The organism is Nocardia sp. NPDC050630 (assembly GCF_044457245.1).
Lineage (GTDB): Bacteria > Actinomycetota > Actinomycetes > Mycobacteriales > Mycobacteriaceae > Nocardia.
Genome location: NZ_JBITGN010000005.1, coordinates 96,700 through 118,180, shown reverse-complemented (window position 1 = coordinate 118,180; position 21,481 = coordinate 96,700). Strand labels below are relative to the sequence as shown.

Annotated in this window: 22 protein-coding genes; 10 read left to right on the top strand and 12 right to left on the bottom strand. The window is 64.1% G+C overall.

The window, feature by feature from the left end; all coding sequences use genetic code 11:
• Window positions 1-368 precede the first annotated feature (368 nt).
• Window positions 369-761, top strand: coding sequence for a hypothetical protein (locus tag ACIBG0_RS15480; RefSeq protein WP_397032914.1), 393 nt, complete (start codon window positions 369-371; stop codon window positions 759-761).
• Between the two features lie 963 nt (window positions 762-1,724).
• On the opposite strand, the gene ACIBG0_RS15475 is transcribed toward ACIBG0_RS15480, so the two are convergent.
• A complete protein-coding gene (locus ACIBG0_RS15475) occupies window positions 1,725-3,104 on the bottom strand; it encodes a DEAD/DEAH box helicase (protein WP_397032912.1) in 1,380 nt (459 codons plus the stop codon).
• Window positions 3,105-3,748: 644 nt separating this feature from the next.
• Here ACIBG0_RS15475 and ACIBG0_RS15470 point away from each other — a divergent pair.
• On the top strand, window positions 3,749-3,922 hold the full coding sequence (locus ACIBG0_RS15470) for a hypothetical protein (RefSeq protein WP_397032910.1): 174 nt from the start codon (window positions 3,749-3,751) through the stop codon (window positions 3,920-3,922).
• A gap of 142 nt (window positions 3,923-4,064) precedes the next feature.
• On the opposite strand, the gene ACIBG0_RS15465 is transcribed toward ACIBG0_RS15470, so the two are convergent.
• Window positions 4,065-4,808: a peptidase inhibitor family I36 protein gene (locus tag ACIBG0_RS15465; protein WP_397032908.1), complete on the bottom strand. Its 744-nt coding sequence runs from the start codon at window positions 4,806-4,808 to the stop codon at window positions 4,065-4,067.
• A gap of 1,068 nt (window positions 4,809-5,876) precedes the next feature.
• On the opposite strand from ACIBG0_RS15465, the gene ACIBG0_RS15460 reads away from it, so the two are divergent.
• Entirely contained in the window at window positions 5,877-6,551 is a 675-nt protein-coding gene (locus tag ACIBG0_RS15460) for a hypothetical protein (protein ID WP_397032906.1), read from the top strand.
• Window positions 6,552-6,805: 254 nt separating this feature from the next.
• Here ACIBG0_RS15460 and ACIBG0_RS15455 read toward each other — a convergent pair whose 3' ends face one another.
• Together ACIBG0_RS15455 and ACIBG0_RS15450 are read right to left on the bottom strand one after the other, a co-directional pair.
• Entirely contained in the window at window positions 6,806-7,273 is a 468-nt protein-coding gene (locus tag ACIBG0_RS15455; RefSeq protein ID WP_397032905.1) for an NUDIX hydrolase, read from the bottom strand.
• A gap of 277 nt (window positions 7,274-7,550) precedes the next feature.
• Entirely contained in the window at window positions 7,551-8,009 is a 459-nt protein-coding gene (locus ACIBG0_RS15450; RefSeq protein WP_397033406.1) for a DUF6508 domain-containing protein, read from the bottom strand.
• A 168-nt stretch (window positions 8,010-8,177) separates the two neighbouring features.
• On the opposite strand from ACIBG0_RS15450, the gene ACIBG0_RS15445 reads away from it, so the two are divergent.
• A complete protein-coding gene (locus tag ACIBG0_RS15445) occupies window positions 8,178-8,372 on the top strand; it encodes a hypothetical protein (protein WP_397032903.1) in 195 nt (64 codons plus the stop codon).
• Window positions 8,373-8,949: 577 nt separating this feature from the next.
• Here the strand turns inward: ACIBG0_RS15445 and rnc are convergent.
• Window positions 8,950-9,624, bottom strand: coding sequence for a ribonuclease III (rnc, locus tag ACIBG0_RS15440; RefSeq protein ID WP_397032901.1), 675 nt, complete (start codon window positions 9,622-9,624; stop codon window positions 8,950-8,952).
• Between the two features lie 222 nt (window positions 9,625-9,846).
• Complete coding sequence (locus tag ACIBG0_RS15435) at window positions 9,847-10,521, bottom strand: hypothetical protein (protein WP_397032899.1); 675 nt, start codon at window positions 10,519-10,521, stop codon at window positions 9,847-9,849.
• A gap of 148 nt (window positions 10,522-10,669) precedes the next feature.
• On the opposite strand from ACIBG0_RS15435, the gene ACIBG0_RS15430 reads away from it, so the two are divergent.
• Complete coding sequence (locus ACIBG0_RS15430) at window positions 10,670-11,239, top strand: hypothetical protein (protein ID WP_397032897.1); 570 nt, start codon at window positions 10,670-10,672, stop codon at window positions 11,237-11,239.
• 52 nt (window positions 11,240-11,291) lie between these two features.
• Here the strand turns inward: ACIBG0_RS15430 and ACIBG0_RS15425 are convergent, their stop codons facing one another.
• Window positions 11,292-11,450, bottom strand: a complete 159-nt coding sequence (locus ACIBG0_RS15425; RefSeq protein WP_397032895.1) for a hypothetical protein — start codon at window positions 11,448-11,450, stop codon at window positions 11,292-11,294.
• A 283-nt stretch (window positions 11,451-11,733) separates the two neighbouring features.
• Between ACIBG0_RS15425 and ACIBG0_RS15420 the strand changes: the two genes are divergently transcribed.
• Window positions 11,734-11,931, top strand: a complete 198-nt coding sequence (locus tag ACIBG0_RS15420) for a hypothetical protein (protein ID WP_397032894.1) — start codon at window positions 11,734-11,736, stop codon at window positions 11,929-11,931.
• A 149-nt stretch (window positions 11,932-12,080) separates the two neighbouring features.
• On the opposite strand, the gene ACIBG0_RS15415 is transcribed toward ACIBG0_RS15420, so the two are convergent.
• Window positions 12,081-13,631: an AMP-binding protein gene (locus ACIBG0_RS15415; protein ID WP_397032892.1), complete on the bottom strand. Its 1,551-nt coding sequence runs from the start codon at window positions 13,629-13,631 to the stop codon at window positions 12,081-12,083.
• 131 nt (window positions 13,632-13,762) lie between these two features.
• Window positions 13,763-14,566, bottom strand: a complete 804-nt coding sequence (locus ACIBG0_RS15410) for an SAM-dependent methyltransferase (RefSeq protein WP_397032890.1) — start codon at window positions 14,564-14,566, stop codon at window positions 13,763-13,765.
• 564 nt (window positions 14,567-15,130) lie between these two features.
• Between ACIBG0_RS15410 and ACIBG0_RS15405 the strand changes: the two genes are divergently transcribed.
• Window positions 15,131-15,448 (top strand): hypothetical protein, encoded by a 318-nt coding sequence (locus tag ACIBG0_RS15405; protein ID WP_397032888.1) that lies wholly within the window; start codon window positions 15,131-15,133, stop codon window positions 15,446-15,448.
• A gap of 203 nt (window positions 15,449-15,651) precedes the next feature.
• Here the strand turns inward: ACIBG0_RS15405 and ACIBG0_RS15400 are convergent, their stop codons facing one another.
• Window positions 15,652-15,990, bottom strand: coding sequence for a MazG nucleotide pyrophosphohydrolase domain-containing protein (locus tag ACIBG0_RS15400; protein ID WP_397032886.1), 339 nt, complete (start codon window positions 15,988-15,990; stop codon window positions 15,652-15,654).
• A gap of 303 nt (window positions 15,991-16,293) precedes the next feature.
• On the opposite strand from ACIBG0_RS15400, the gene ACIBG0_RS15395 reads away from it, so the two are divergent.
• The 3 genes from ACIBG0_RS15395 to ACIBG0_RS15385 all read left to right on the top strand — a co-directional run bounded on the left by ACIBG0_RS15395 (window position 16,294) and on the right by ACIBG0_RS15385 (window position 18,502).
• Window positions 16,294-17,382, top strand: coding sequence for a sensor histidine kinase (locus ACIBG0_RS15395; protein WP_397032884.1), 1,089 nt, complete (start codon window positions 16,294-16,296; stop codon window positions 17,380-17,382).
• Window positions 17,383-17,557: 175 nt separating this feature from the next.
• Window positions 17,558-17,758 carry a hypothetical protein gene (locus tag ACIBG0_RS15390; protein WP_397032882.1) on the top strand — a complete coding sequence of 67 codons (201 nt, stop codon included), beginning with the start codon at window positions 17,558-17,560 and terminating at the stop codon, window positions 17,756-17,758.
• 84 nt (window positions 17,759-17,842) lie between these two features.
• Window positions 17,843-18,502 (top strand): response regulator, encoded by a 660-nt coding sequence (locus tag ACIBG0_RS15385; RefSeq protein ID WP_397032880.1) that lies wholly within the window; start codon window positions 17,843-17,845, stop codon window positions 18,500-18,502.
• 17 nt (window positions 18,503-18,519) lie between these two features.
• On the opposite strand, the gene ACIBG0_RS15380 is transcribed toward ACIBG0_RS15385, so the two are convergent.
• Window positions 18,520-19,320 (bottom strand): crotonase/enoyl-CoA hydratase family protein, encoded by an 801-nt coding sequence (locus tag ACIBG0_RS15380; protein ID WP_397032878.1) that lies wholly within the window; start codon window positions 19,318-19,320, stop codon window positions 18,520-18,522.
• The gene (locus tag ACIBG0_RS15375; RefSeq protein WP_397032876.1) at window positions 19,313-21,481 is read right to left on the bottom strand and encodes an acetate--CoA ligase family protein; all 2,169 of its coding nucleotides are present in this window, start codon (window positions 21,479-21,481) and stop codon (window positions 19,313-19,315) included. The genes ACIBG0_RS15380 and ACIBG0_RS15375 overlap by 8 nt, the downstream gene beginning before the upstream one ends.

Sequence of the window (21,481 nt, the reverse complement as noted above, 5' to 3'; positions counted from 1 at the left end):
AGCTGCTGGAGGGGGCCGGGTCATCCTGGACTTCGCATGCCTTCCAAAACCTTTCAGCGCAAAGCGCACAGTCGGATAGGACAGGACGGCGCGAGCTGCAATCCATCTCGTATACGGAAAGCGCGACCAGCGGCATAGAAAGACGTTCGTTCGGGCGGGATGCCACCTCGCAGCTCCATACCCTTCGACACGTTTATCGACACCGCTTCGGCGGGGCTGGACTGGCGGTTCCCTCCCGAGGGCGGATGTTCAACCCGACCAGGCTCGCGACGCTTTCCCCGCCGGACAGCACAGCAGACCGGTAGCGGGAATCGCCGCAGGACTGAGGATCAGGAACGTGGCTCCTGCCCGCTTTTAGGCTGGATCGGTTGATCAGGCATGTCCACTTCCGGCACGAGAAGGGCTACACGGTGACTCACAAAATCGCGACCGCCGCCGCGGTCGGCATCCTGTCTGTCGTCCTGTCCGCAGGCGTCGCCACCGCCCAGGCGCTGGACCCGGGACCGGGAGAAGGGCAGGCGGGGGAGCCGACCCCCGGAAGTGGTGCCACGGGCACGGGCATCGACTTCGGGAATCAGGCCGGTGCTGTCGAACCCGTGCAGGTCTTCGGGCCCTCTGCGCCGCTGAGTTCCGACGATGGCGGCAGCACGGGCGGTGCCGGGAATGAGGACAAGGGCGGGGGCAAAGGTAGTAAAGGTAGTAAAGGTAAAGGCAAAGGCAAGGGTAAAGGCAAAGGTAAAGACGAGAGCGCGGGCGAATAAGGGCGGTCACTGGGTGCCTCTGGCCGTCGATAACGTCCGCCGACCGACACCAGGACTTCGAGCCGAGTGATGCTCGGAAATGAACATCGCGAACCGCGGTCTTGGCCGGGCGCTTTGACCTGCGATGGGTCTGGCGAAATCCCTGTGGTGCCGTGTAGCGGCAGCATCCGACAGGCACGTCTATCGGCGGTCAGGAGCGGGCGGTGTCGAGGCCGAGAGGGATCCTGTAATCGGCTATTACCGCGTGTTTCGGATTGCAGCATCGGTGTCGCTTCATGACCTCGTATCGCTTTCCTTTGATGAGTGAGGCTGCCGCCGTGTCCGAAGCAGGACCGCGCCGACCGCCCTCGTCGACACAGGACTGACGGCATCTCGAGCTCGCACGGGGGCGGTGCGGCACGTCGAGACTTTCCGCACTACGTGCACGTCCGGAGTGTTCGTCGTTGGCGCATCCGAAAACCGGAATCGGCATGTGGGCGCGTTCGGCCACAGGTCGAGTTCCGTTGCGGGACAATAGTTCGGAAACCTCCCACCGACCGCTCAACGGCATGGCCGCGCGTTCTCTCGGGGCTGGTACTGCAACGGCACTCGGTTCGGTAGTGTGCTGGGCGCGGTGTTGGATGTTGTTGCGGCGGAGTTGGATTCGCTGTGTGGGAGGATCGGTGGCCGTTCGCGCGGTCGAAGCCGCGGGGCCGGGCGCGGGGTAGATGGCCGGGTTGGATCGGAAAGGTCCAAGTGTCGTGTCCCGGCGTGTTCCTCTTGGCCACGCCCGCAGATTTCCCGGCTACGCAATCGCACGGCAACCCATCAGGCGCGACTGCCTCGCACTCGATGGGTTGCCCGTCAGTACCGGCGTCATCAGCCACGTTCACCAGCATTCGATGCCTGGCAGTTGGCCGGCGATGCTCAGCGATTCGGCGATCTCGGCATGGGCTCGTCTGGGGGAGCGACCGAAAACGGGCCTTATGCGGCCGTTCCGCGCGCGGAGTGAGCGCGCGGCTTGGCGCGCGACTGACCATGCGCCGCGCTGCGACGACCGCTGCCTTGGCGCGGTCCGCCACTGCCCCTGCGCGCTCCGCCACTGCTACGGTACGCTCCGCTGCTGCTGCTGCTGCGGCGGTCGTCTTCACGTGCCGCCCGCTCGCTGTAGGAGGGCGCGACGAATGGGGCAATCGTGCCGACGAGTTCGGCCACCACGGGCGAATCGGCGGTGACCCGTTGCGGGGTCACAGTGATCTTGGCCTTGCGCATGATGTCGGCCAGGTCGCGTCGTTCGCCGGGCAGCACCAGGGTGATCACTTCACCGGAGTTGCCAGCTCGCGCGGTACGGCCCGAACGGTGCAGGTACGCCTTGTGTTCGGCGGGCGGATCAACGTGCACGACCAGCTCGACACCGTCGACGTGCACGCCGCGCGCGGCCACATCGGTCGCCACCAGCACCAGGGCATCACCGGCGGCGAAGACGGCGAGGTTGCGGTCGCGGGCGCCCTGCGAGAGGTTGCCGTGCAGATCGACGGCCGGAATTCCGGCGAGGGTCAGTTGCTTGGCCAGTTTGCGAGCCTGATGTTTGGTGCGCATGAACAGGATTCGCCGACCCGAGCCGGAGGCGAGCCGGTGTACGACCTCGCGCTTGGCTTCGACGCTCGCGGTTTCGAAAACGTGATGGGTCATGGCGGCGACCGGGGAGTTCGCCTCATCGACGGAATGCAGCTTGGCATCCGGCAGGAAGCGGCTGACCAGCTTGTTGACGCCGTTATCCAGGGTGGCCGAGAACAGCAGGCGCTGACCGTCATTCGGGGTGGCCGCGAGAATGCGGGTCACGCCTGGCAGGAACCCGAGGTCGGCCATGTGGTCGGCCTCGTCGATCACGGTGACCTCGACGGCATCCAGGGAGATCAGACGTTGGTTCATCAGATCCTCGAGCCGGCCGGGGCAGGCGACGACAATGTCGACACCGGCGCGCAGCGCCCGGACCTGCCGGTTCTGCGGGACCCCACCGAAAATCGTGGTGACGGTCATGCGATAGGCCGCGGCGAGGGGTTCCAGCGCGGCCGTGATCTGGGTGGCCAATTCCCGAGTCGGCGCCAGCACCAGGCCGGTCGGGCGGCTCGGTGCGCGCCTACCGGCGAGACCGCCGCCGAGACGGTTGACCATCGGGATGGCGAAGGCGAGCGTCTTGCCGCTGCCGGTCCGGCCACGACCCAGCACGTCGCGTCCGGCCAGCGAATCGGGCAGGGTGTCGGTCTGGATCGGAAAAGGTTCGGTGATCCCGGCGCGAGTCAACGCCTTCACCAGCGGTGCGCTCACGCCGAGCGCGGCAAAAGAAATGTCAGCAGAACTCATAGGTGTTGCGGTGCCTTTCGGGCATCAGGTGGTGCCCGAGCCGTCTGTGGACCTTCCGGGTCCGCGCCGGGGCACGAAATGGCGAGATTGCCAATGGGCAAAATCGATCGCCGTATGAAGAGCGGATGCGGCAAGCGCTGGTTGCGAAGCGAATGCGATCTACGACGCTTGGCGTGACATGTCACGCACTTGATCAACAATAGCCTGTGATGGGCGGTTCGTACACATCGGGTGAGGTTTCTCGCCTCTGGCCAGGGATGGGCCGCCAGGCTCGTGTTTCTAGGCCGGAACCGTATTGGCCGGGGGTAAGGGAACAGAGTCCGAGGTCAGACTTCGGCGCATGATCTGCAACTGGCCCCCGCGCTATCGCGGTTACCAGTGCGACATTGCTCAGTTTGGTAGACCGAAAGCGAGACCCGTTGTGGGACGGTTGGGTAGGAGGACACTGGAGGGAGGCCGGGATGGTCTATCGGGCGATGTTGAAGTCCCGGACAGCATTACGTGAGGCGTGCAAGCCCAGGGTGTGCCGGTGCGGGTTCTGGCCGAGCGCGCCGGGTGCGGCAAAAGCATCGTCGGGTTGTTGCGGTCGGAGGCGCGGAGTTCGTGTAGCCCGGAGCTGGCGGCTCTTCGTCGGCGGGGAACTGTTGTCCGTCCTCGACGACGACAGTGACGCCGAACGCTACAGCGCCATCGACGGCCACGGCGTCAACGTCGCAATCAGCGAGCACGGCGCACGCCACCGCGCCGACGGGCACGTCAACCCGCGCCTGTTCGTCCAAAAGATCACCGGACAGATGGTGGTCGGCGCAGTCGAGTAATCAGTACGCCGACGGGTTCCGCACCGGCGTTCACCCTGGGTGCGGAACCCCTCGGCTGCATCACCATTGACGTTACAGAATCCACGACAGGCACCGATCTGCGACGACTTACCGAACAGGCCAGCGAGCGTGCGCGGCGTAGTCAGCGCGTAGTCGACGCCCCAGGCGAGGGCGTGACCGAGGTGGTGCGGGTGGTGGTCGACTTCGTCGTGGTAGGGCTGGTGCGTGTCGCGGTCGTGCTCGATGTCTTCGGTGTGCCGACGATGATCGAGCGAGCTTTCCCCCGCCACTCGGCAGGTAGATCACCCTTCGCTGTCTTCGCGACCGTGTAGGTTTCGCCGTGGTAGTCGCGAGCGGCGTACAGGGTGGCAATCTTGCCGGTACGGTTGAACACCGATATCGCTGCGGCGTCGATGTGCTGGTCGGCCAGGTTGGGCGAACCAGTGGTGAACAGCGACATTTTGCCCGTGCCTTCACTGCCGGTGAACAGACATACCCAGTCGGTGGGGCAGCGGTCGTAGCCGGTGCAGCCGCCAGTGGTGTTGCACCACTTGTCTGTCACACTGATGAAGGTCTTTCCGCTGATCTTGGCTGATTCCAGACCTTTGCCACTTTCCAGGACCACATCGTGTTCCTCGTCCGGGGCTGCGCCGAGCCGGTCGAGCAGGTAAGTACACGCTGCACTCAGTGCGATCCCGGTGGCGGCCACAATCAGCCCCGCGGTCACCGTCGCTCCCGCCCGGAGCTTCGTCGCTACGGCCGCCACGACGGGCTCCACCAACTGACAGGTGACATCCTTCGCGGTATCGGTCGCTTCGTCCGGCTTGCAGCCAACGGTCCCGAGTCCAACCACGATTGCGAACAACACCACGAACAGCTTTTGCACTCCATCACAATGCACATGTATTCACCACGTGGGCAAGGGTTTTCATGTTCACTACCCCCGCGACCGGGCGTGGTTTCCGTTTCTGTGCGAAACGAACGAATGTCGCCGACCCGCTCCAGCAGCGCTGTGCGGGCCCGCCACCACGCGCATCAGAGCTGTTCGGTCATACTCCTCGCCGTGGTGACGGTCGAATCAGAGAACTACTTGTGGCCGGACACCCTCGCACGGGGATACATCCATCAGGATCTCTGGAGGCAGGCCCCGCACTTGCCTGTGCCGGTGCGACTGCCGCTGATCGGCGACGGTCCGGCGACCAAATATCCTGTCGAGAAGTACATTCGCGGATTGCCACTTCGGCGTTGATCGTGCGCACCAGAGGATTCGACCCGTTGTACACACCGTCCGGGACGCCCTGAACGCTCTCTATGATCTTCTTCATCGTCGCCTCCTCGCCGCCCAGCGACTGCACCAGCCCATCCAGTTTCATCGGCTCGGCGATAACGTGTTCTCCCCGAGGAGAGCAGCGACGGCGTGTCGATGCGGCGGCCGCCGTCCGCGTGGCCCGGGTGGTGGGTCGGCCTGCATTTTGTTTCCGCGGTCCTCCAGCGACAAGGGGTGCCTGCCGGCGTCGGCTGCGCCGATGGCCTGACGGCCACCCTTGACCTCGGAGCCGCTACGCGAAAAGGGGGAGGCCCTATCGGGCGGCGGAGCCTGTCCGCCTCTGTGTGCAACCCGACCCAACCCAGGCCGAGCAGACAGTCCGCTCGGCCTGGGTTGGCGGCCATCGTGGCAGCAATCATCTGGAGATAATTCCAGTTACCTGCTGGAGATGAATCCGGGATGGTTTGCTGTTGGGGTGCTGTCGAGGGAGGCGGAGGCGCCGAATGGGCGCGGTTTCAGTGGTGAATTCGCGGCGACGTTTCGGACCTTCGTCGCACTTTGCTGGGAGGCATTCCAGCACTTCAGCGAGGCTGCGGAGTAAAATTGAGCCGCTATCGGATAGAACCCAGTGCAGGTCGGCGGCGCATCAGGCCCGACCACGGTGAATTCTTTCAGGAAGGCACCATCATGCCAATCCAGCACACTGTTCGTTACCGCATGGTCACTGCGGCGACGATGGCAGCCCTCGCATTGACCGGCGGTTTTCTCCCCATGTGCAATTCTGTGGCAATCGCGTCGGCGCAGGTGTTGCACGCCTCGCCCGCCGCGACAGCGCAAACCGAGCTCTCCACCGAGATGCGGACGCTGTGGGGTCAGCACATGGACGGGACCTGGGCGGTCGTGGTCGCGTTCGCCGACGACCCGCTCGCACTGCCGCCTCGTCTCGACCGACTGCTGCGCAATCAGGTAGACATCGGTAACGCGTTCGCGCCGTACTACGGCCAGGAGGTCGCAAGGCAGCTCACCAGCCTGCTGACTATCCACATCTTGCAGGCTGTGCCAGTCCTGACCGCCGCCAGGCTCGGCTACCAGCCAGCACTCGACACGGTAGTCGCGCAGTGGCATGCCAACGCTCGAGATATCGCCGACTTCCTCGCAGCGATCAACCCCAACTGGTCGCAGCAGGACATGCGTGAGGCGATGAGCATTCACATCGACCAGACCGTCGCTTACGCGGCCGCCGTCATCGGCGGCAGGCACAGTGACGGGACCGCCAAGTTCGACGAGGCCAAGGCACACATGATGGATTTCGCCGACACCCTCAGCCAGGGCATCATCACCCAGTTCCCTGACAAGTTCTGAATTCCCGGACTGGCCCGCGCTGGTGCATTCGCCGATCGTGTTTGCCGAGTTCCGGCGTGATGTGGAGATCGAGATCTCTCCGTATCGGCGCTTGGTATTCGAGGGTAGGTTCGATCGTTCGGTCCTGGTTCGCCAGCGGTCGGCAAGCGCGCCGATCGGGGTTTCCGACGATACCGCCGCATTCGACGGCGCAACGCGGCTGCTGAGCTTATCCTCCAGCGGCGCTTTGGCTGTGGCCACTGCGGAGCGCTGTCTCAGTGCTGGATCAAGCCACCAACCGGAACGGGACCAACGTGGCCGGTCGCTGGAACCGTTCGAGCCAGGTTGAGGCCGATATCGACAAGTGAAGATCGGCGCAGGCGGGCTACATCGGGGATCGGAGTCCAGATCGACTCAGCCGTTTCACCGTTCGGCTCAGGCCGGAGCTGGCCGCCGGTGACGCGCACCTGGTAGAAAATGCCGACATTCTGGTGCTCGGCACCGGCACGCGCGGCGGCAGCGGGAATCATCCTCGAGTCCACGCCGAGCAGGCGTTCGACGATCCCGTCGCATCCGGTTTCTTCGGCGAGTTCCCGGGTCACCGCATCGTACGGATCCTCCGCGTGCTCGACCCCACCACCCGGAAGAGTCCAGCTGATTTCGCCACTCGGTGGAACGTGGCAGGCGAGCAGAACCTGTCCCTGCTCGATGCATACGGCGTATGCCGCCAGTCTGAAACTCATCCCGTAACCTCTACCGGCCCCTGTCCCGACCTCGTCCGCCCGGGGTGTGGGTGTGTACCGAGCGCATCTGTGTGCAGGCCCCGAATTCGTCGCCACAGCAGACAGTTCTAGGCTCGAGGTGGAATCCCGGCGCTGCTGGCATTCGGTGGCCGCGGACGTTCCGCCGATACCAAATGGTCCGAGATGACCTCGGGCCGTTGATCTTCGGGATGTGGCGTCTGGCCGCTTCGAGACGTGCGAGTCGCGGCATGCGTCGGCATCGAAGCGAACCGTTAACTCACTCTCGTAGCACCGCCTGGAACCGACGGAACGCGCTGACGCGTCGCGAGACCCACGACTGGCCTGGTGGCGCGTGAATGTGCTCGGCGTGGATCGTCGCTATGCCCTCGTACCACCTGCGAAGGCGCAGCAAGGCTGCCTGGAACGTGCCGTCGTCGAGTGCGTGCCCGATCGTTCCGTCGCTAAATCGCTCGGCCCGCGTTATCGCGGTCAGCATTCGGCAGGCGTCGGCGACCGAAGCATCGGCCAGACCCCGGCCGCCTCGATATCGCCGGATACCGTCCCAATTCGTCCAATCGAACCCCACGATCGCGTCAACTTCGTACAACGCGTGCTGGACGTGACCTACGGCGTCGCTGTAGACGGCGTAGGGCATGCACAGAGAACCGTCGGCATTCTGGGTGCGAATTTCCAGGGGCTGGGCTCCTCGGCAAGCAGCTCGTCCACCGCGGACCACAGCTGCTGCCAACGCTCGGGTCGTGAGATGAGCAGCTGTGCCTTGATATTGGAACCGAACATGTCATGGCCGACTTCCTGCACATGATCGAGGGCCTGTGATGCCCGCCTACCTCAACGTGTACGAAGTGCTCATCACGCTGCTGAGCCCGATCGCGCCGACGGTCAAGTGACGAAGCGGCAAGGACAACCATTGCCCTACAACCTCGTTCGCCGCATCGGTGGCGCCGAAGACGGCGTCACCGACCGACCTATCGTGCGCGTCGATAACTACGCTAGCACCGACGAACCGGCCGAACGCATGAAAGAAGCCTGTCGCCAACGCATCACCGAATCCGGATACCCCTCGCCGGTGGTGTTCTGATCGACACCGCTCGCGAGATCACCGGTGGCCAGGCCACTTCCATGGCCGATCCCAACAAACAGCTGTCTACCAGTTGTCATTTCGGTCGTTGTAGCCAGGCAGTTGGCGCGTTCTGGCGCACACACCGTGATCAACGCAGTGGCGGTTTGTGAACGCCGTCTGCGGTATTCGGCATCCCGTTGACGTCATCATGGTCGCGGCGGTGTCGAACGACTTTCAGCCCTGCTCAGCGCACGGTGGATGCGTGATCGCCGGGGCGCGCGAGCGTCGAGCAGCAGCCGCAAGACGGATATTGCTCGGCGGGCGCGAAGTTCACGCGTGAACAAGGCGACAACCGTCGCGAGAAGGATCGTGAATGCATCGGTCGACGTGCGTAGGACAACCGAGACGGCAAAGGCTACCGAGGTGATCGACAACAGAGCCATAGGTGCAGACATCAGCGTTGTTCTCCTGGCATGGGAAGAAACAACGCCAGCTGCGCGGAGCTCTACAACAGTGGCCGTGTAGCGGCCACCCCCACAGAGAAGAGACAGATGGCGAGGACAACGCCGATTATCGCATTCTGGCGTAGGTTCGGCTAGCCCAGATTCGCGCTACCCAGAGTGGCACAGGCCTGTTGCGCGGCATACTGCTGAGCCTGCTTCTTGCTACCGCCCTCTCCTTCACCTACGACTGCGCCGCCCACCAAGACCGTGGCGGTAAACCGCCGCTCATGCTGCGGCCCTCGATCCCGCACCGTGTACTCCGGCATGCCCAGTTGCTGGCTTGCCGTCAGCTCCTGCAGGTTCGTCTTCCAATCCGGACCACCGCCGGGGTCCTGTGTCGCCGCTGCTATCGCCTGCTCGAATAATCGTGCGACCAACCGCGATGTGGTATCCATGCCGTGCTGCAGGTAGACGGCACCGACGATCGCCTTCAACGCACCGGCGAGAATGCTGTCCTTGTCCCGCCCGCCGGTAGCGGCTTCACCACGACCCAGCCGTATGTATTGCCCCAAGCCACCAGGCACGCAACGGCGCGCGACATCGGCGACCGAATGCATGTTGATCACCGCCGTACGCAGCTTCTCCAGCTCCCCCTCGGAGAGGTGACCGCTTTTGCTATACAGCACATCGGAGACTCCCAGCGACACGGCGGCACTGCCGAGGAACTCCAGACGCTCACTGCGGACCTGCCCGGCGTGCTCGTACGCGAAGGAACGATGGGTTAGTGCGTGCAGCACCAGGGCTGCATCGATCGCCAACCCAGTCATATGGGCCACCGCGGCAACACCATCCGGCCGATCACCTCGTCGCACCGCGCCCCCTCCGGTCTGCGTGCCTATGCGATCATGTCACGTTCGATGATGGGCCAAAGGTATCCCGAGACCCAACGCCACAGCCTGCGGCGACCGAGTCACTCGCTTGTTCGCGCCAGAACCAAACAATGGCACCGCTCGTTCGCCGCTGCCCCTAGCAGCCGATACTGGCAGTAGTCATGGTGCTCGAGATGGACTATCGGATGGCTCCGCGTCTTGTCTAACAGCTCGTAGCAGGCGATGTCGTCGTTCGTTCGCCTCTTCATCGGTAATCGACTGAACGTGAATCCCTCTGGCGATATCGGGTGACACGTCCAAGATCGCCTCGAGCGAGCGTCGAGCGGCTGCGGCCTCTGTCGAGGTTCGGATTATCTCCAGCAGCGCCTCGTTCTGGTGGATGGACGCTTCCGCTTCCAAAGCTGCGATCCGGGCCGCTCGCTCCGCCTTGATTGTGGTTGCCCGCACGATGACATCGAGAATCGCCGGTACGTTGCGCAATGCAACCCACCCTGCGCGTGCCGCAGCAGCCATCAATCCACCCGTTGTGACGGCAGGAACGGTAACTTGAACGACCTCCTGCCACGGGTTGACCGTCACACTGCTGGAGATCGATAGCGACGCTTCGATCCGCGCGGGTAGTCGCCCCGCGAGTCCGGAGACGACCGTGGCCAGTACATCGGCGTCTTGAGTTTTCAGGATTCCCCGGACCAAGTCGCCGACTTCGGTGTGATCTTCGGCGGCCTCGTTGATGATCTGCATCAGCTTTTCCACGGTCTCCGAGTCCGGATCTGGGCGTCGCTCAGGGAGTTTCGATAGCTCATAGTCGACGAGAGCGAGCAGTAGCGCCCGCACGACCCTCTGTGTCTCTGATACTTCTCGCAGGTCGGGAAACCCGCCGAAGTCGACTTCTATCAGTTGGGCGCGCGATCGCGCCGGTCACACCTACGGATACGCCCATCTGCTGATTCCGCCGAACGATCTCGCGAAGCTCGGCCTGCTGGTGAGCAACAACGGACGCTGGGGCACACGGCAACTCGTCTCTGAGACCTATCTGCGCATGGCACGCCAGCCGTCACCAGCGAACAAGTGCTTCGGCTACCTGTTCTGGATCGGCCTCGGATGCTCCGAGAACTCCGGCTTCCAGCCCGCCGACATGTACTTCATGGTCGGACTCGGCATGCAGAATGTCTTCATCGTGCCGAGTCTGGATTTGACGGTGGTGTGGACCGGATTGTTCGGAAGTGTCAGCAACCAGGGCATTGCGGGGGCCCTGCAGGACACCACGGAGCTTCCGCACGAATTCTTCCGCCGATTGTTCGCGGCATTCCAGGACCATCCGGTGCCCGATCCCGGTCCGTATGTCGAACCGCCGCTGCGCGAGGATCCGGGCGAGTACGTGGATACGAATCTGCTGCTCGCGGTCTTCGGTGTCGGGCCTGCGGCATATCCGGGCTGCGATGTCTTCAGCTGCTTGAACTACCCGTTGGCGCCACCATTAGCGGATAACCCGCCGGGCTGCGTCGTCCAAGTCTGCCTCGGTCCGGATCCGCGCACGCCCGGCATCCGCTGAACCGGACGCCGAAGAAGGGGCGCCTATCAGCTCGGAAATCCGGCGTCAGCGCTTATGTCGCTACGAGATCCGGGTCGACGGTGTCTTGGCCGGCTTCACCGCGTTCGCGCGCTCTGAGCGTACGATCACTGGCGGCGGCGACCACGTGGCAGGCGAGCAGCACCTGGCCTTTCTCGATACACACGGCGTACGCCGCCAGTCTGAAACCCATCCCATAACCTCCACCGAACCCTATCCCGACCTCATTCGCAGACGTGTCCACCGATCGCATCCATGCGGAGGCCCCGATCTACGACGAATTCGTCAACCGGGTCGTATCGAATGTGGCTGCTGCTGGGTGCCGACGGCCCGGACATCGGTGCCGAACGCGGGGCGATGACCACCACAGCGCAATTCGACGTAGTGCAGATAACTCAAAATTAGCTACATGCCGGGTTATGCGGAGTATCCTACGCTCTATGAGCGCATGCGAGGTTTGCGGAAACGATTACGCTATGCCGATCGTCGTCGAGGCTCAGGGAATGCGGCATGTCTTCGACTGCTTCGAATGTGCGATCCACCGCATGGCACCTATCTGCGAGCACTGCGACTGCAAGATCATCGGCCACGGCGTGGAGTCAGATTGCCGATTCTTCTGCTGCGCGCACTGCGCCGTTTCCGAGGGTGCCAAAGGCCTGGTCGACCACGTGTGAGAGCGGTTTCGTCCCGGAACCGGTTGGTCGCATAGAGTTCGAGGTGTCGGGGCGATGAATTCGCCGCGGTACCGTCCCGCTGGGACGCTGTTGTGCTCGTCCGGGCGGCGGATCATGTCCGTCGGCTCCAAGCGCCTATGTCGGCTTGGTCATCTCTGGTATTCGGCTTGCAGTTGCCGTTTGTAGATCTTGCCCGAGTCGTCACGCGGCAGCATGCTGACGATGCGGATATCGGCCGGAATTTTGTAGTTGGCGATCTGTCCTGCCAGGCTCGCCCGGATGTGTTCTTCGGTGAGCTGGGTGCCGGGTCGTGGGACGATCTGGGCGGCAACGGATTCGCCGAGGTCTCCATGGTGGGGGATGGCGAAGACAGCGACATCCTCGACACCGTTGACCGCGGCGATGGCCGCTTCGATTTCGGCAGGGTAGATGTTGACGCCACCGGAGATGATGATCTCGCTCGAGCGGCCGGTGAGATACAGGTAGCCGTCGTGGTCGAGGTATCCGGTGTCGCCTACGGTGATGAATCCGGGGACCGAACCGCCGGGCGCGGCGTCCTGGTTGAGGTAGGTGAAACTCGGCCAGTAGTCGGCTCCTCGGACGAATACTTGCCCGATTTCTCCTGGGGGACAGGGGGTTCGGTCGTCATTGACCACCACGGCGGCTGAGCCGTCGGCGCTGCGGCCGACACTGCCGGGGTGTGCGAGCCATTCGGAAGCGGTGATCCAGGTGATGGTGCCCGCTTCGGTGCAGCCGTAGAACTCGATGAGGGCGTCGCCGAACCATTCGATCGCGGCGCGTTTGACCGTCGGCGGGCAGGGTGCGGCGGAGTGGATCAGATGGGTGAGGCTGGAAACGTCATAGCGGCTGCGGATTTCGGGAGGAAGCGACAGGAGCCTGGAGAGCATCGTTGGGACGACTTTGGCCTGAGTGATGCGGCGTTCGTCGACGAGTTGGAGGAATCGCTCGCCGTCCCAACGCGGCATGATCGTGATGTTGGTGCCCGTCCGCAGCGCGAGCACCGCGACCGCGTTCGGGCTGGTGTGGTACAGGGGACCGGCCACGAGCATCTGCCCGCCGGGTGTGAGTCCCATGCGGTTGGCGGTGCCGCCCGCGATGGATAGCAGTTGATGCGGTGTCATGCGTTCGCGGAGAACGCCTTTGGGTGTGCCGGTGGTGCCCGAGGTGTAGATCAGTCCCATCGAATCCGCGATGGCTCCCTCGAGGTAGCCCAGGGGTTCGAGGTGATCCCCGATCCGCTCCTCGAGGGTGCAGTGGCGGTGCGTCGGCTGCGCGAGCACGCGGTCGAGCCTGGCTTCATCGAGGAGTTCGACCGGCATGGCGACTTCGATGATGTGTGCGTCGACGGCGGATCGGGCGATGGCTCGTTCGATCGTGTCGATGAATTCGGTGTGGGCGACGATGACTCGCGCGCGGCTGTCGGTGAGGACGTGGGCGACCTCTGGTGCCTGCCATCGAGTGTTGATCGGGACGGGATTTGCTCCGCATGCGGCGATCGCGAGCGAGGTCTCCAGGAACTCGATGTCGTTGCGCAGCATGACCGCGACACGGTCGCCGCGGTTGATACCGTCGGCGACGAGGGCGGCGGCGAGGCGGCCGGCTCGATTGTGGGCGTCGTGCTGGTTGCGCGTCCGGGTTCCGCAGGCGATGGTGGGGTCGATGGGCGAGACGTCATCCATGAGACGCAGTGTTCCACTCCGGCGGCGGAGCGGTTTGCGCTGCTCGCTGGTGCGTGACCGGATTCTCGACAGTCGGTCCGACACACCTGATCCTCGTGCCGATTGCCTTCGCCGCGGGGTGCGGGGTTGCATTACTTGCGTGCAACGCCCGCGTAAGCGGATACCTGCGCGTCCATTTTCTTCGGGGGTTCGACACCGTCCGCGCGCCAGCGGTGCGGCACCTCTACACCGGGATCGACCAACTCCAGTCCCTGGAAGAACCGCATGAATTCGTCTCGGCTGCGGACTTGGCATGGCAAGCCGCTGCGGCGGTAGATGTCGACCACGGTTCCTATTGCCGTCGGATCGAAGTCTGGCGTGACGTGTGTCATCACCAGATACGAGCCAGGAACGAGCTCATTCATCAGAGTATCGACGATTCCGTAGGGATCCAGCTCGTCGGGGATGAAATGCATCAGCGCGTTGAGACTGAGCGCGACCGGTTGGCTCAGGTCCAGTGTCTCGCGAAATCCCGGTGCGTTGAGGATCTTTTCGGGTGTCGTGACGTCGGCGGAGACGTAGTTGGTACGCCCCTCCTGTGAGCTGACCATCAATGCCCTCGCATGCACGAGCACGATCGGATCGTTGTCGACATAGACGACTCGCGCGTCCGGCGCAACCTGTTGGGCCACCTGATGCAGATTCGGTTCAGTCGGGATACCGGTTCCGACATCGAGGAATTGACGAATACCCGCGCCTGCGAGGAACCGTGTCACGCGGTGTATGAAGGCCCTGTTCTGCTGCGCGGCCTCCCGCACTCCTGGCCAGATGGCCACGACCTGTTCAGCCGCTTTCTCATCCGCGCTGTAGTGGTCCTTGCCGCCGAGGTAGTAGTCATACATTCGGGCGGTGTGGGGCTGATTCTGCCGCAGGTCGACAGGAGAGCCGGGTTCCACGGTCGGAGTCCTTTCATAGTCGAGGCAACATCAAGGTAGCAAGCGGATGGTATGCGAGCGTGTCGTTTCAATCGTGTTGGGAGCGCTGCATCATGCCGCCAACTAGAAGCGTGTGAGCGCGCCGAGCCAGCGGCGACAGGGGTCGGGCGAACAGGGCTGATTCCATGCTTGCGCCGCTAATCTACTGGGCGCCTTGGCTCTGGCTACCGGTAGCTCTACTGCCCGTCCGAGATCGCCAGCGCTGGACCGATCTTCGAGCTCTAGTCACTTCGATGGCCGGCAAGAAGTGGCTCGCCCCACGACACCTGCATGTTGCTTGGCAGTGGCTGTGCGCGAATCCATATGCGCTGGACATGAAGAATGTCGCAGAGTGGATCTATCGACCGTACGAGTCGACAGTGCACAGCTACTCACCCGGCCCATAGTGAAGACACTTCTTTCCCAGTGTGACGGCGCCGATTTGGGGGGACCTGCCCACCTCCGAAGAGGGCTGTCCTGGGTAGGCAGGCGATCAGGGTCTCACGCTGTGGCGCTACGATCAGACCAACGTTCTGAGAGGAAATCATGACCAAGTCGACGGCCTTCGCCGCTGTGCTCTTTGCGGCCGCTGCCGCTCTACTCTTCGCACCCGCCGCACCCGCGCACGCGCAGTCCCCCCACTGCGCCAAGGCCATTGAGCTGATCAATATCGCGATCGACACGAGCGGCGGCACCCTGGATGAGGCGACGGCGACAGCACTGTCCGACAGGCTGAGCGGCCTGGCCGATCTGGCCCAGGGCGCGGAGAAGGATGTCATCACCGCCTACGCCTACGCGCTGGTAGATGAGAACGTCGCCAGCCTCGACCCCTACACCGACGAGCTCAATCGCGTCTGCGCCTGACCGCTACTTGGCCTGAGTTGGTGAGCTGATGGGTCTATAGCTATATGTAATTTCGAGGCTCGTCAAGATCGCTGGATGAGCGGCTCGACAGCGATGTATTTCGCTCGAATGCTCTGTCCTGACCAGCGTTTCGACTGGTCAGGCCAGCGATACCCCAAGACCCTAATCGTCCGCGTACAGGGATGCCATCCTTCGCCATGTCGCTATGCAGGAGGATGATTGATCAGCCGGGCTTGGACGGTCTCCTCGAGCTCGCCCATTGTCTTGGTGAAGACGGTTTCGAGATCTATCTCGTATCGGTGAGCCAGGATCAGCACTGACCAAAGGCAGTCGGCGAGTTCATGTTCCAGTGCAGCGCGGCCCCCGGGTATCGACTGGGTGCCTGCGGCCGCCATGACCAGCTTCGCGAGATCACCGACATCGCCGACGAACCCGAGCATGAAGTCCTGGCGAGTCCATGTGCGGCCTCGCTCGGCGAGATTCAGGACGTCGTAGAGTTCGTGAATCGCGCTCGCGCGGGTCTGAAGTTCCTGAATGTCCATATCCCTTGTCTGCCAACATCTTTCAAAACATCGGTGCACGCAGGCCGGATTTCGCGTTTGATCAGTCGTTGGTCTCGTCCGCGAGCATTCCGAGCACGTCGACCACTCGAAAGGCCCATGTCGCGTAGAGGGCCAGGCCGTACCAATCGGGCGCCACCCACTACCAGTTTCTCGCCGCTGCGTGGGGTGTCAACTGTCGCAAGGAGTCCCGATCTCCCGACGTCATGCGCGAGTTGATGGAGTAGCCGACGGCCCGGTGGGAGATGCGGCGGTCGAGGTGTCGGTACCGGTAGCGTCGGTGACGTGCGGGATCGGTTCGAGGTGGGGCTGTCGCGGCGTTGGAGGGTACTGCTGGTTGCCTGCACCATTGCCATGTTGTTGCCGGTGGTGCTGATCGTTCCGCAGGCGGTGCCCGCGACCGGCGGCCGCGTCGTCGTGGTCGGGCTGGTGGTGTGCCAGGCAGTCGTTGTCTGGTGGATGGACCGCAAGCCTGCTTTCGTCACGATTGTTTCCCTATTCGTGGGAGCAGCGTTGGAACTGCTGCATGTTCCGGTTGGCGCGGGTATCGCCTTGATCGTGCTGACGACCTTCGCCTGGCTGCGTCCCGCGCGGACGTCGTTGTGGGGTCTTGCTGCGGCGGTGCTGTTCTTCGCGAGCGCCCTGGGAACGACCGGGTGGGGCCTGCAAGCTCTGCTGTGGTCTGGTGCTGCGCTGTTGGCGTGGAGTTGGGGTGCGTTGGGACGCGCGAGATCCGCCCAGCGCGACTCCGAAGCCCGGCGTATGGTGCAGCAGGAACGTGCCCGTATCACGCGTGAGCTACACGATGTGCTCGCGCACACGGTGTCGCTGATGGTGCTGCAAGCCGCAGCGGCCAACGATGTTTTCGACACTCACCCGGACAAGGCCCGGGATGCCGTTGCCGCATTGGAGTCCGTTGGCCGACAAGCCCTCGGCGAAGTACGTCGACTGCTCGAGGTGATCGACCGCGACTCGAGCGTTTCGCCTGGACTGGGGGATCTGGACAGGCTGGTGGAGTCGATGTCACAGGCCGGAGTCGAGGTGGTCGTGAACCGGCACGGGACAGCTGGCATCGCTGTCGGGTCGAGGGTTGCCGAAGCTGCCTACCGGATCGTGCAGGAGTCGCTGACCAACGTCCTGCGGCACGCGGGAGCCGAACGCGCCGAGATCGACGTCCGGATCGCCGCGGGGCAACTCGTGGTGGCGATTACCGATAACGGCGGCGGTAGCCGACTCGGTCACGGTAGTGGTCGGGGCCTGGACGGGATGCGGCGACGCGCCACAGAGTTGGGCGGACGACTCGAGGCCGGCCCTTACGCTGCCGGTGGCTTCCGCGTCGCGGCATGGCTTCCGGTCCGGTCGCAACCACGATGAACAAGGTGGCGGATCACGCCGCTGACCGGCAGCCATCCGACGGCTCGTCTCCAACTTTCGACAGAGGCGAATACCAGCCTGCAAGGCGATGTTCCCGGCTCGGAAACACGAAACACTGGAGTCACACCGCAAGGAACCCGCGGCATGAATGCCCAGTGGAGGAAGGATTCGATCAGTGGTACAGCAGGAATGGCGGGGGACGGTTATCAAGAAGTCGCGTGGGTTGTTCGACGGGGCAAATCTGTACCGGCGCTTGGTTGTCCGGCTAGAGGACGGCAGTACCGTAAAGCTCCGGGTGAACCGGGCGCTGTGGCATACGGTGGAAGTCGGTGATGCGGTGACAAAGCAGGTGGGAGCGGATCCGGTGAAGGACTGAAATGTCCGGATCTGCACACTCGGATGCTCGCCAAGAACGGCCATCGCGACGCGCGCGCACTCGGGAGATCACACGGAGGCGGGGATGACTGTCAGTGTGCTGGTCGCCGATGATCAGGCCTTGGTCCGCACCGGGATTCGGATGATCCTGGAGGCACGTGCGGATATCCGGGTCGTCGGTGAGGCCGGGGACGGGGCGGAGGCGGTGCGGCTTGCCGCGCAGACGCTGCCGGATATCGTGCTGATGGATCTGCGGATGCCTCGCGTCGATGGTGTGCAGGCGACACAACAGCTTTCCGCATTCCAGCATGGGCCCTCGGTCATTATCCTGACCACCTTCGATGAGGACGAACTGCTGTACGCGGCCCTGCGCGCCGGTGCGGGCGGGTTTCTGCTGAAGGACACCCGTCCCGCCGAACTGGTCGAGGCGATACGGGTGGTGGCCAGCGGAGAGGCACTGCTCGCGCCGCGGGTGACGCGCCGGCTGTTGGATCGGTTCGTCGCGGAGATGCGCCCTGAAACGGCGGCGATGCCGGATCTCGCCGATCTCACGAATCGAGAGGTCGAGGTCCTGACGCTCATCGCGCAAGCGGCCTCCAACGCCGAGATAGCGGCGAAACTGGATGTCACCGAAGGCACTGTGAAAAGCCATGTTTCGGCGATTCTGCGCAAACTCGGGCTGCGGGATCGAGTGCAGGCGGTGGTGCTCGCCTATGACATCGGACTGGTCCGGCCTCGGCACTAACAGCCATGCCCGACCGCTCATCGGCCGTTGAACGCGGGTGGTCTGCGCTCCAGCATGGCTGTGACCGCCTCGCGGTGGTCTTCTGTATGGTGGGCGGCCGCCTGCATCGCGGCGGACAGTTCGAGGTGGCTCTCCAGGCTCTGGTGTCGGCCCTCGCGCAGTAGTCGTTTCGTCATCCGGAGTACGTGCGGTGGGTTGGTGGCTATCCGGGCGGCGAGGCGGTGGGCAGTGTTGAGGAGGGCGTCGGGTTCGACGACATCGCAGATCAGGCCCCAATCGAGCGCGGTGTGCGCGTCGATCGGTTCACCGGTGAAGGCCATCTCGCATGCGCGGGCCATACCGATTGCCCGCGGTAACAGCCATGAGCCACCGTCGCCGGGCACGAGTCCGACCCGGACGAAGCTCTCGGCGAATACCGCAGTGCGTGCGGCGATCCGCAGATCACACAGCAGCGCCAGATCACACCCCGCGCCGATGGCCGGACCATTGACGGCGGCGATCGTGGGGATCTCACAGTCGTACAACGCTTTTGGAATACGCTGAATGCCGTGCCGATACCCTTGGCGCAGCTCCGCCGGTGCGCCACCGAACATTCCGGCACGATCGCGCATCTGCTTCACGTCGCCGCCGGAGGAGAAGGCCGTCCCCGCACCGGTAAGAATCGCCGCCCGTACGCTGTGGTCTCGATTGGCCGCCGTCACCGCGTCCTCCAGGGCGGTAATCGTGTCGACCGCGGATATCGGGTTGCGCGCTGCCGGGCGGTTCAGTGTCCAGACGACCACATGGCCGACACGGTCGATGCGAATCGGCTCAGTCATTGTCGTCTCCGGAATTCTCGCGTAACACAATTCGAATATCGACCGGGACTATGTCGGAACCGGATGCGATCACCGGATTGAGGTCGAGTTCGGATATCTCCGGGTGCGCGGCTACGAAATCGCCGACGCGGACCAGAAATCGGGCAAGCTGGTGCCGGTCGACTGCGGGGAGATGGCGGTAGCCGTCGAGCATGCGGGCGGCGATCGTCTCGTCGACCATTTCGCTGGCCTCGAACTCGGTGAAGGGCGCGGCGCGAAATGTGATGTCGCGCAAAGCCTCGACCAGCACTCCACCGCTACCAAAGGCAACCACTGGCCCGAAAATCGGATCGCGAGTGGCGCCGACCAGCAGTTCGATTCCGGCATCGGCCATCGGAGCGACGATCATCCCGTCGATGCGGGCGTCGGGCACATGTCCACGGACAGAGTCGATGATCGCCTGTGCGTGCTGAGCTGCTCGGTCGGCCATCACGTCGACTCGGACTCCACCCACGTCGGATTTGTGGATGACTTGTGGCGAGACGACTTTCAGCGCACACGGTCGCTGGTAGTCGGCGACAGCCGCCGCCGTGTCCTCGGCGGTGCGTGCGAAAGTCCATGCGCCCAGGTCGATTCCGGCGGCGGCGACCACCCGCCGTGCGGTCGGTTCATCGAGAAGTCCCGATCCGGGGATAGCGGGGGCCGGCGGTGGAAGTGCGAGTGTAGAGCGTTGCGGCGTAGTCGCCAGCAGGCGACCACGCCGGTCCAGGGCCGCCACGACCCGCACGGCGTGATCGATGGAGCTGATCACTGGCACGCCACCGGCTCGCAGGCGGTCGTGGTTGGCGATGTCGAGACCGGCGTAGCAGCTCTGGATCACCAGGGGGACACCATGTTCGGCGATGAGTGTGAGCAACACTCCGGCGGCGGCATCCTCGATCGCGCGCAGCCTTGGGTCGAAGCGCAGGTGATACCCGCCATAGAGGCCGATGACCAGCACGAGACCGACTTCGGGATCGCACATGAGGATCTCGGCGGCCTCGGCGAACACCAATGGATCGGTGTCGGTGGCGCCGGCCACGTCGACCGGATCAGCTACAGCCGCATTGGCGCCGAGTAGGTGTCGCAGCCGCTTTTGGGTCCGCTCGCCGAGCCGCGCCAGTTCGATGCCGCGCGCGGCGAGGGCGTCGGCGGCCAGCGTGGCGTGACCGCCACCGTCGCTGAGGATCGCGACTTTTCGTCCCGGTGCGATCGGGGCGCAGTCGGCAAGGGCTCCGGCGACGACCGCGAGCTCATCGGAGCGGTCGACCAGCTCCACCCCGGCCTGCCGCAGCACGGCCGCCGCCACGGCATCCGATCCGGCGATTGAGCCGGTGTGCGACCGCGCGGCGCGGCGCCCCGTCTCCGAGCGCCCACCACGCAGCACGGCAACCGGTGTGTCCGGCACGGCACGAGCGGCCGCGATCAGAAACGACCGTCCGTCGGTAAACCCCTCGGAATGAATGGCCACGACGCCCGTACCCGGATCGCGGACGAATTCGGCGAGGCATTCGTCGTACCGGATATCGGCCTGGTTACCCAGCCCCACACAGATGTGGAAACCGGGACCTTTGAACGCCTGATTATCGTTGACCAGCGACAGCAGCATATTCCCGCTCTGCGTGATCACACTGATCGGGCCACACGGAACACCCTCGAGGCCAACGAGATTCGCGCCCGAGGCGACGTTGAGCAGGCCTGAGGTGTTGGGCCCGATGACCCGAATGCCGGTCTCGGCGATCACCGCTGCGAGCGCGGCGGCGAGTTCGGCGCCGGTTTCCCCGATCTCTCCGAAACCATTGGCGAGCACGACGGCTCCGGCGATACCGGCGGCGGCGCATCGACGCAGCATGTCGGGGACGGCAGCGGCGGGCAGGGCGATCAGCGCGACGTCGATGCCATGGGGGAGCCGATCGATCGAGGAGTACACGCCGAGGCCGAGGATCTGCTGTGCTGTTGGGTGGACCGGGTAGATGGGATAGGCGTAGCCGGACTGCTGCAGGGCGCGGATGGCCTGGAACCCGCGCTTGGCCGGGTTGGCGGACGCGCCGACGATGGCGACCGAATGCGGGTCGAACAACCGCTCGAGTGCGGTGCGGGTGGGAGCGCCGAGGCTGACCGTGCGGTCGTCGATGCTGGTCAT

Bases quoted from the DNA above. Each gene is read 5' to 3' on its own strand.
- ACIBG0_RS15475 (WP_397032912.1), bottom strand. From the start codon at position 3,104: ATGAGTTCTGCTGACATTTCTTTTGCCGCGCTCGGCGTGAGCGCACCG.
- ACIBG0_RS15460 (WP_397032906.1), top strand. From the start codon at position 5,877: ATGCCAATCCAGCACACTGTTCGTTACCGCATGGTCACTGCGGCGACG.
- ACIBG0_RS15455 (WP_397032905.1), bottom strand. From the start codon at position 7,273: ATGAGTTTCAGACTGGCGGCATACGCCGTATGCATCGAGCAGGGACAG.
- rnc (WP_397032901.1), bottom strand. From the start codon at position 9,624: ATGACTGGGTTGGCGATCGATGCAGCCCTGGTGCTGCACGCACTAACC.
- ACIBG0_RS15425 (WP_397032895.1), bottom strand. From the start codon at position 11,450: ATGGGTTTCAGACTGGCGGCGTACGCCGTGTGTATCGAGAAAGGCCAG.
- ACIBG0_RS15420 (WP_397032894.1), top strand. From the start codon at position 11,734: ATGCCGATCGTCGTCGAGGCTCAGGGAATGCGGCATGTCTTCGACTGC.
- ACIBG0_RS15415 (WP_397032892.1), bottom strand. From the start codon at position 13,631: ATGGATGACGTCTCGCCCATCGACCCCACCATCGCCTGCGGAACCCGG.
- ACIBG0_RS15405 (WP_397032888.1), top strand. From the start codon at position 15,131: ATGACCAAGTCGACGGCCTTCGCCGCTGTGCTCTTTGCGGCCGCTGCC.
- ACIBG0_RS15400 (WP_397032886.1), bottom strand. From the start codon at position 15,990: ATGGACATTCAGGAACTTCAGACCCGCGCGAGCGCGATTCACGAACTC.
- ACIBG0_RS15385 (WP_397032880.1), top strand. From the start codon at position 17,843: ATGACTGTCAGTGTGCTGGTCGCCGATGATCAGGCCTTGGTCCGCACC.
- ACIBG0_RS15380 (WP_397032878.1), bottom strand. From the start codon at position 19,320: ATGACTGAGCCGATTCGCATCGACCGTGTCGGCCATGTGGTCGTCTGG.
- ACIBG0_RS15375 (WP_397032876.1), bottom strand. From the start codon at position 21,481: ATGACCAGCATCGACGACCGCACGGTCAGCCTCGGCGCTCCCACCCGC.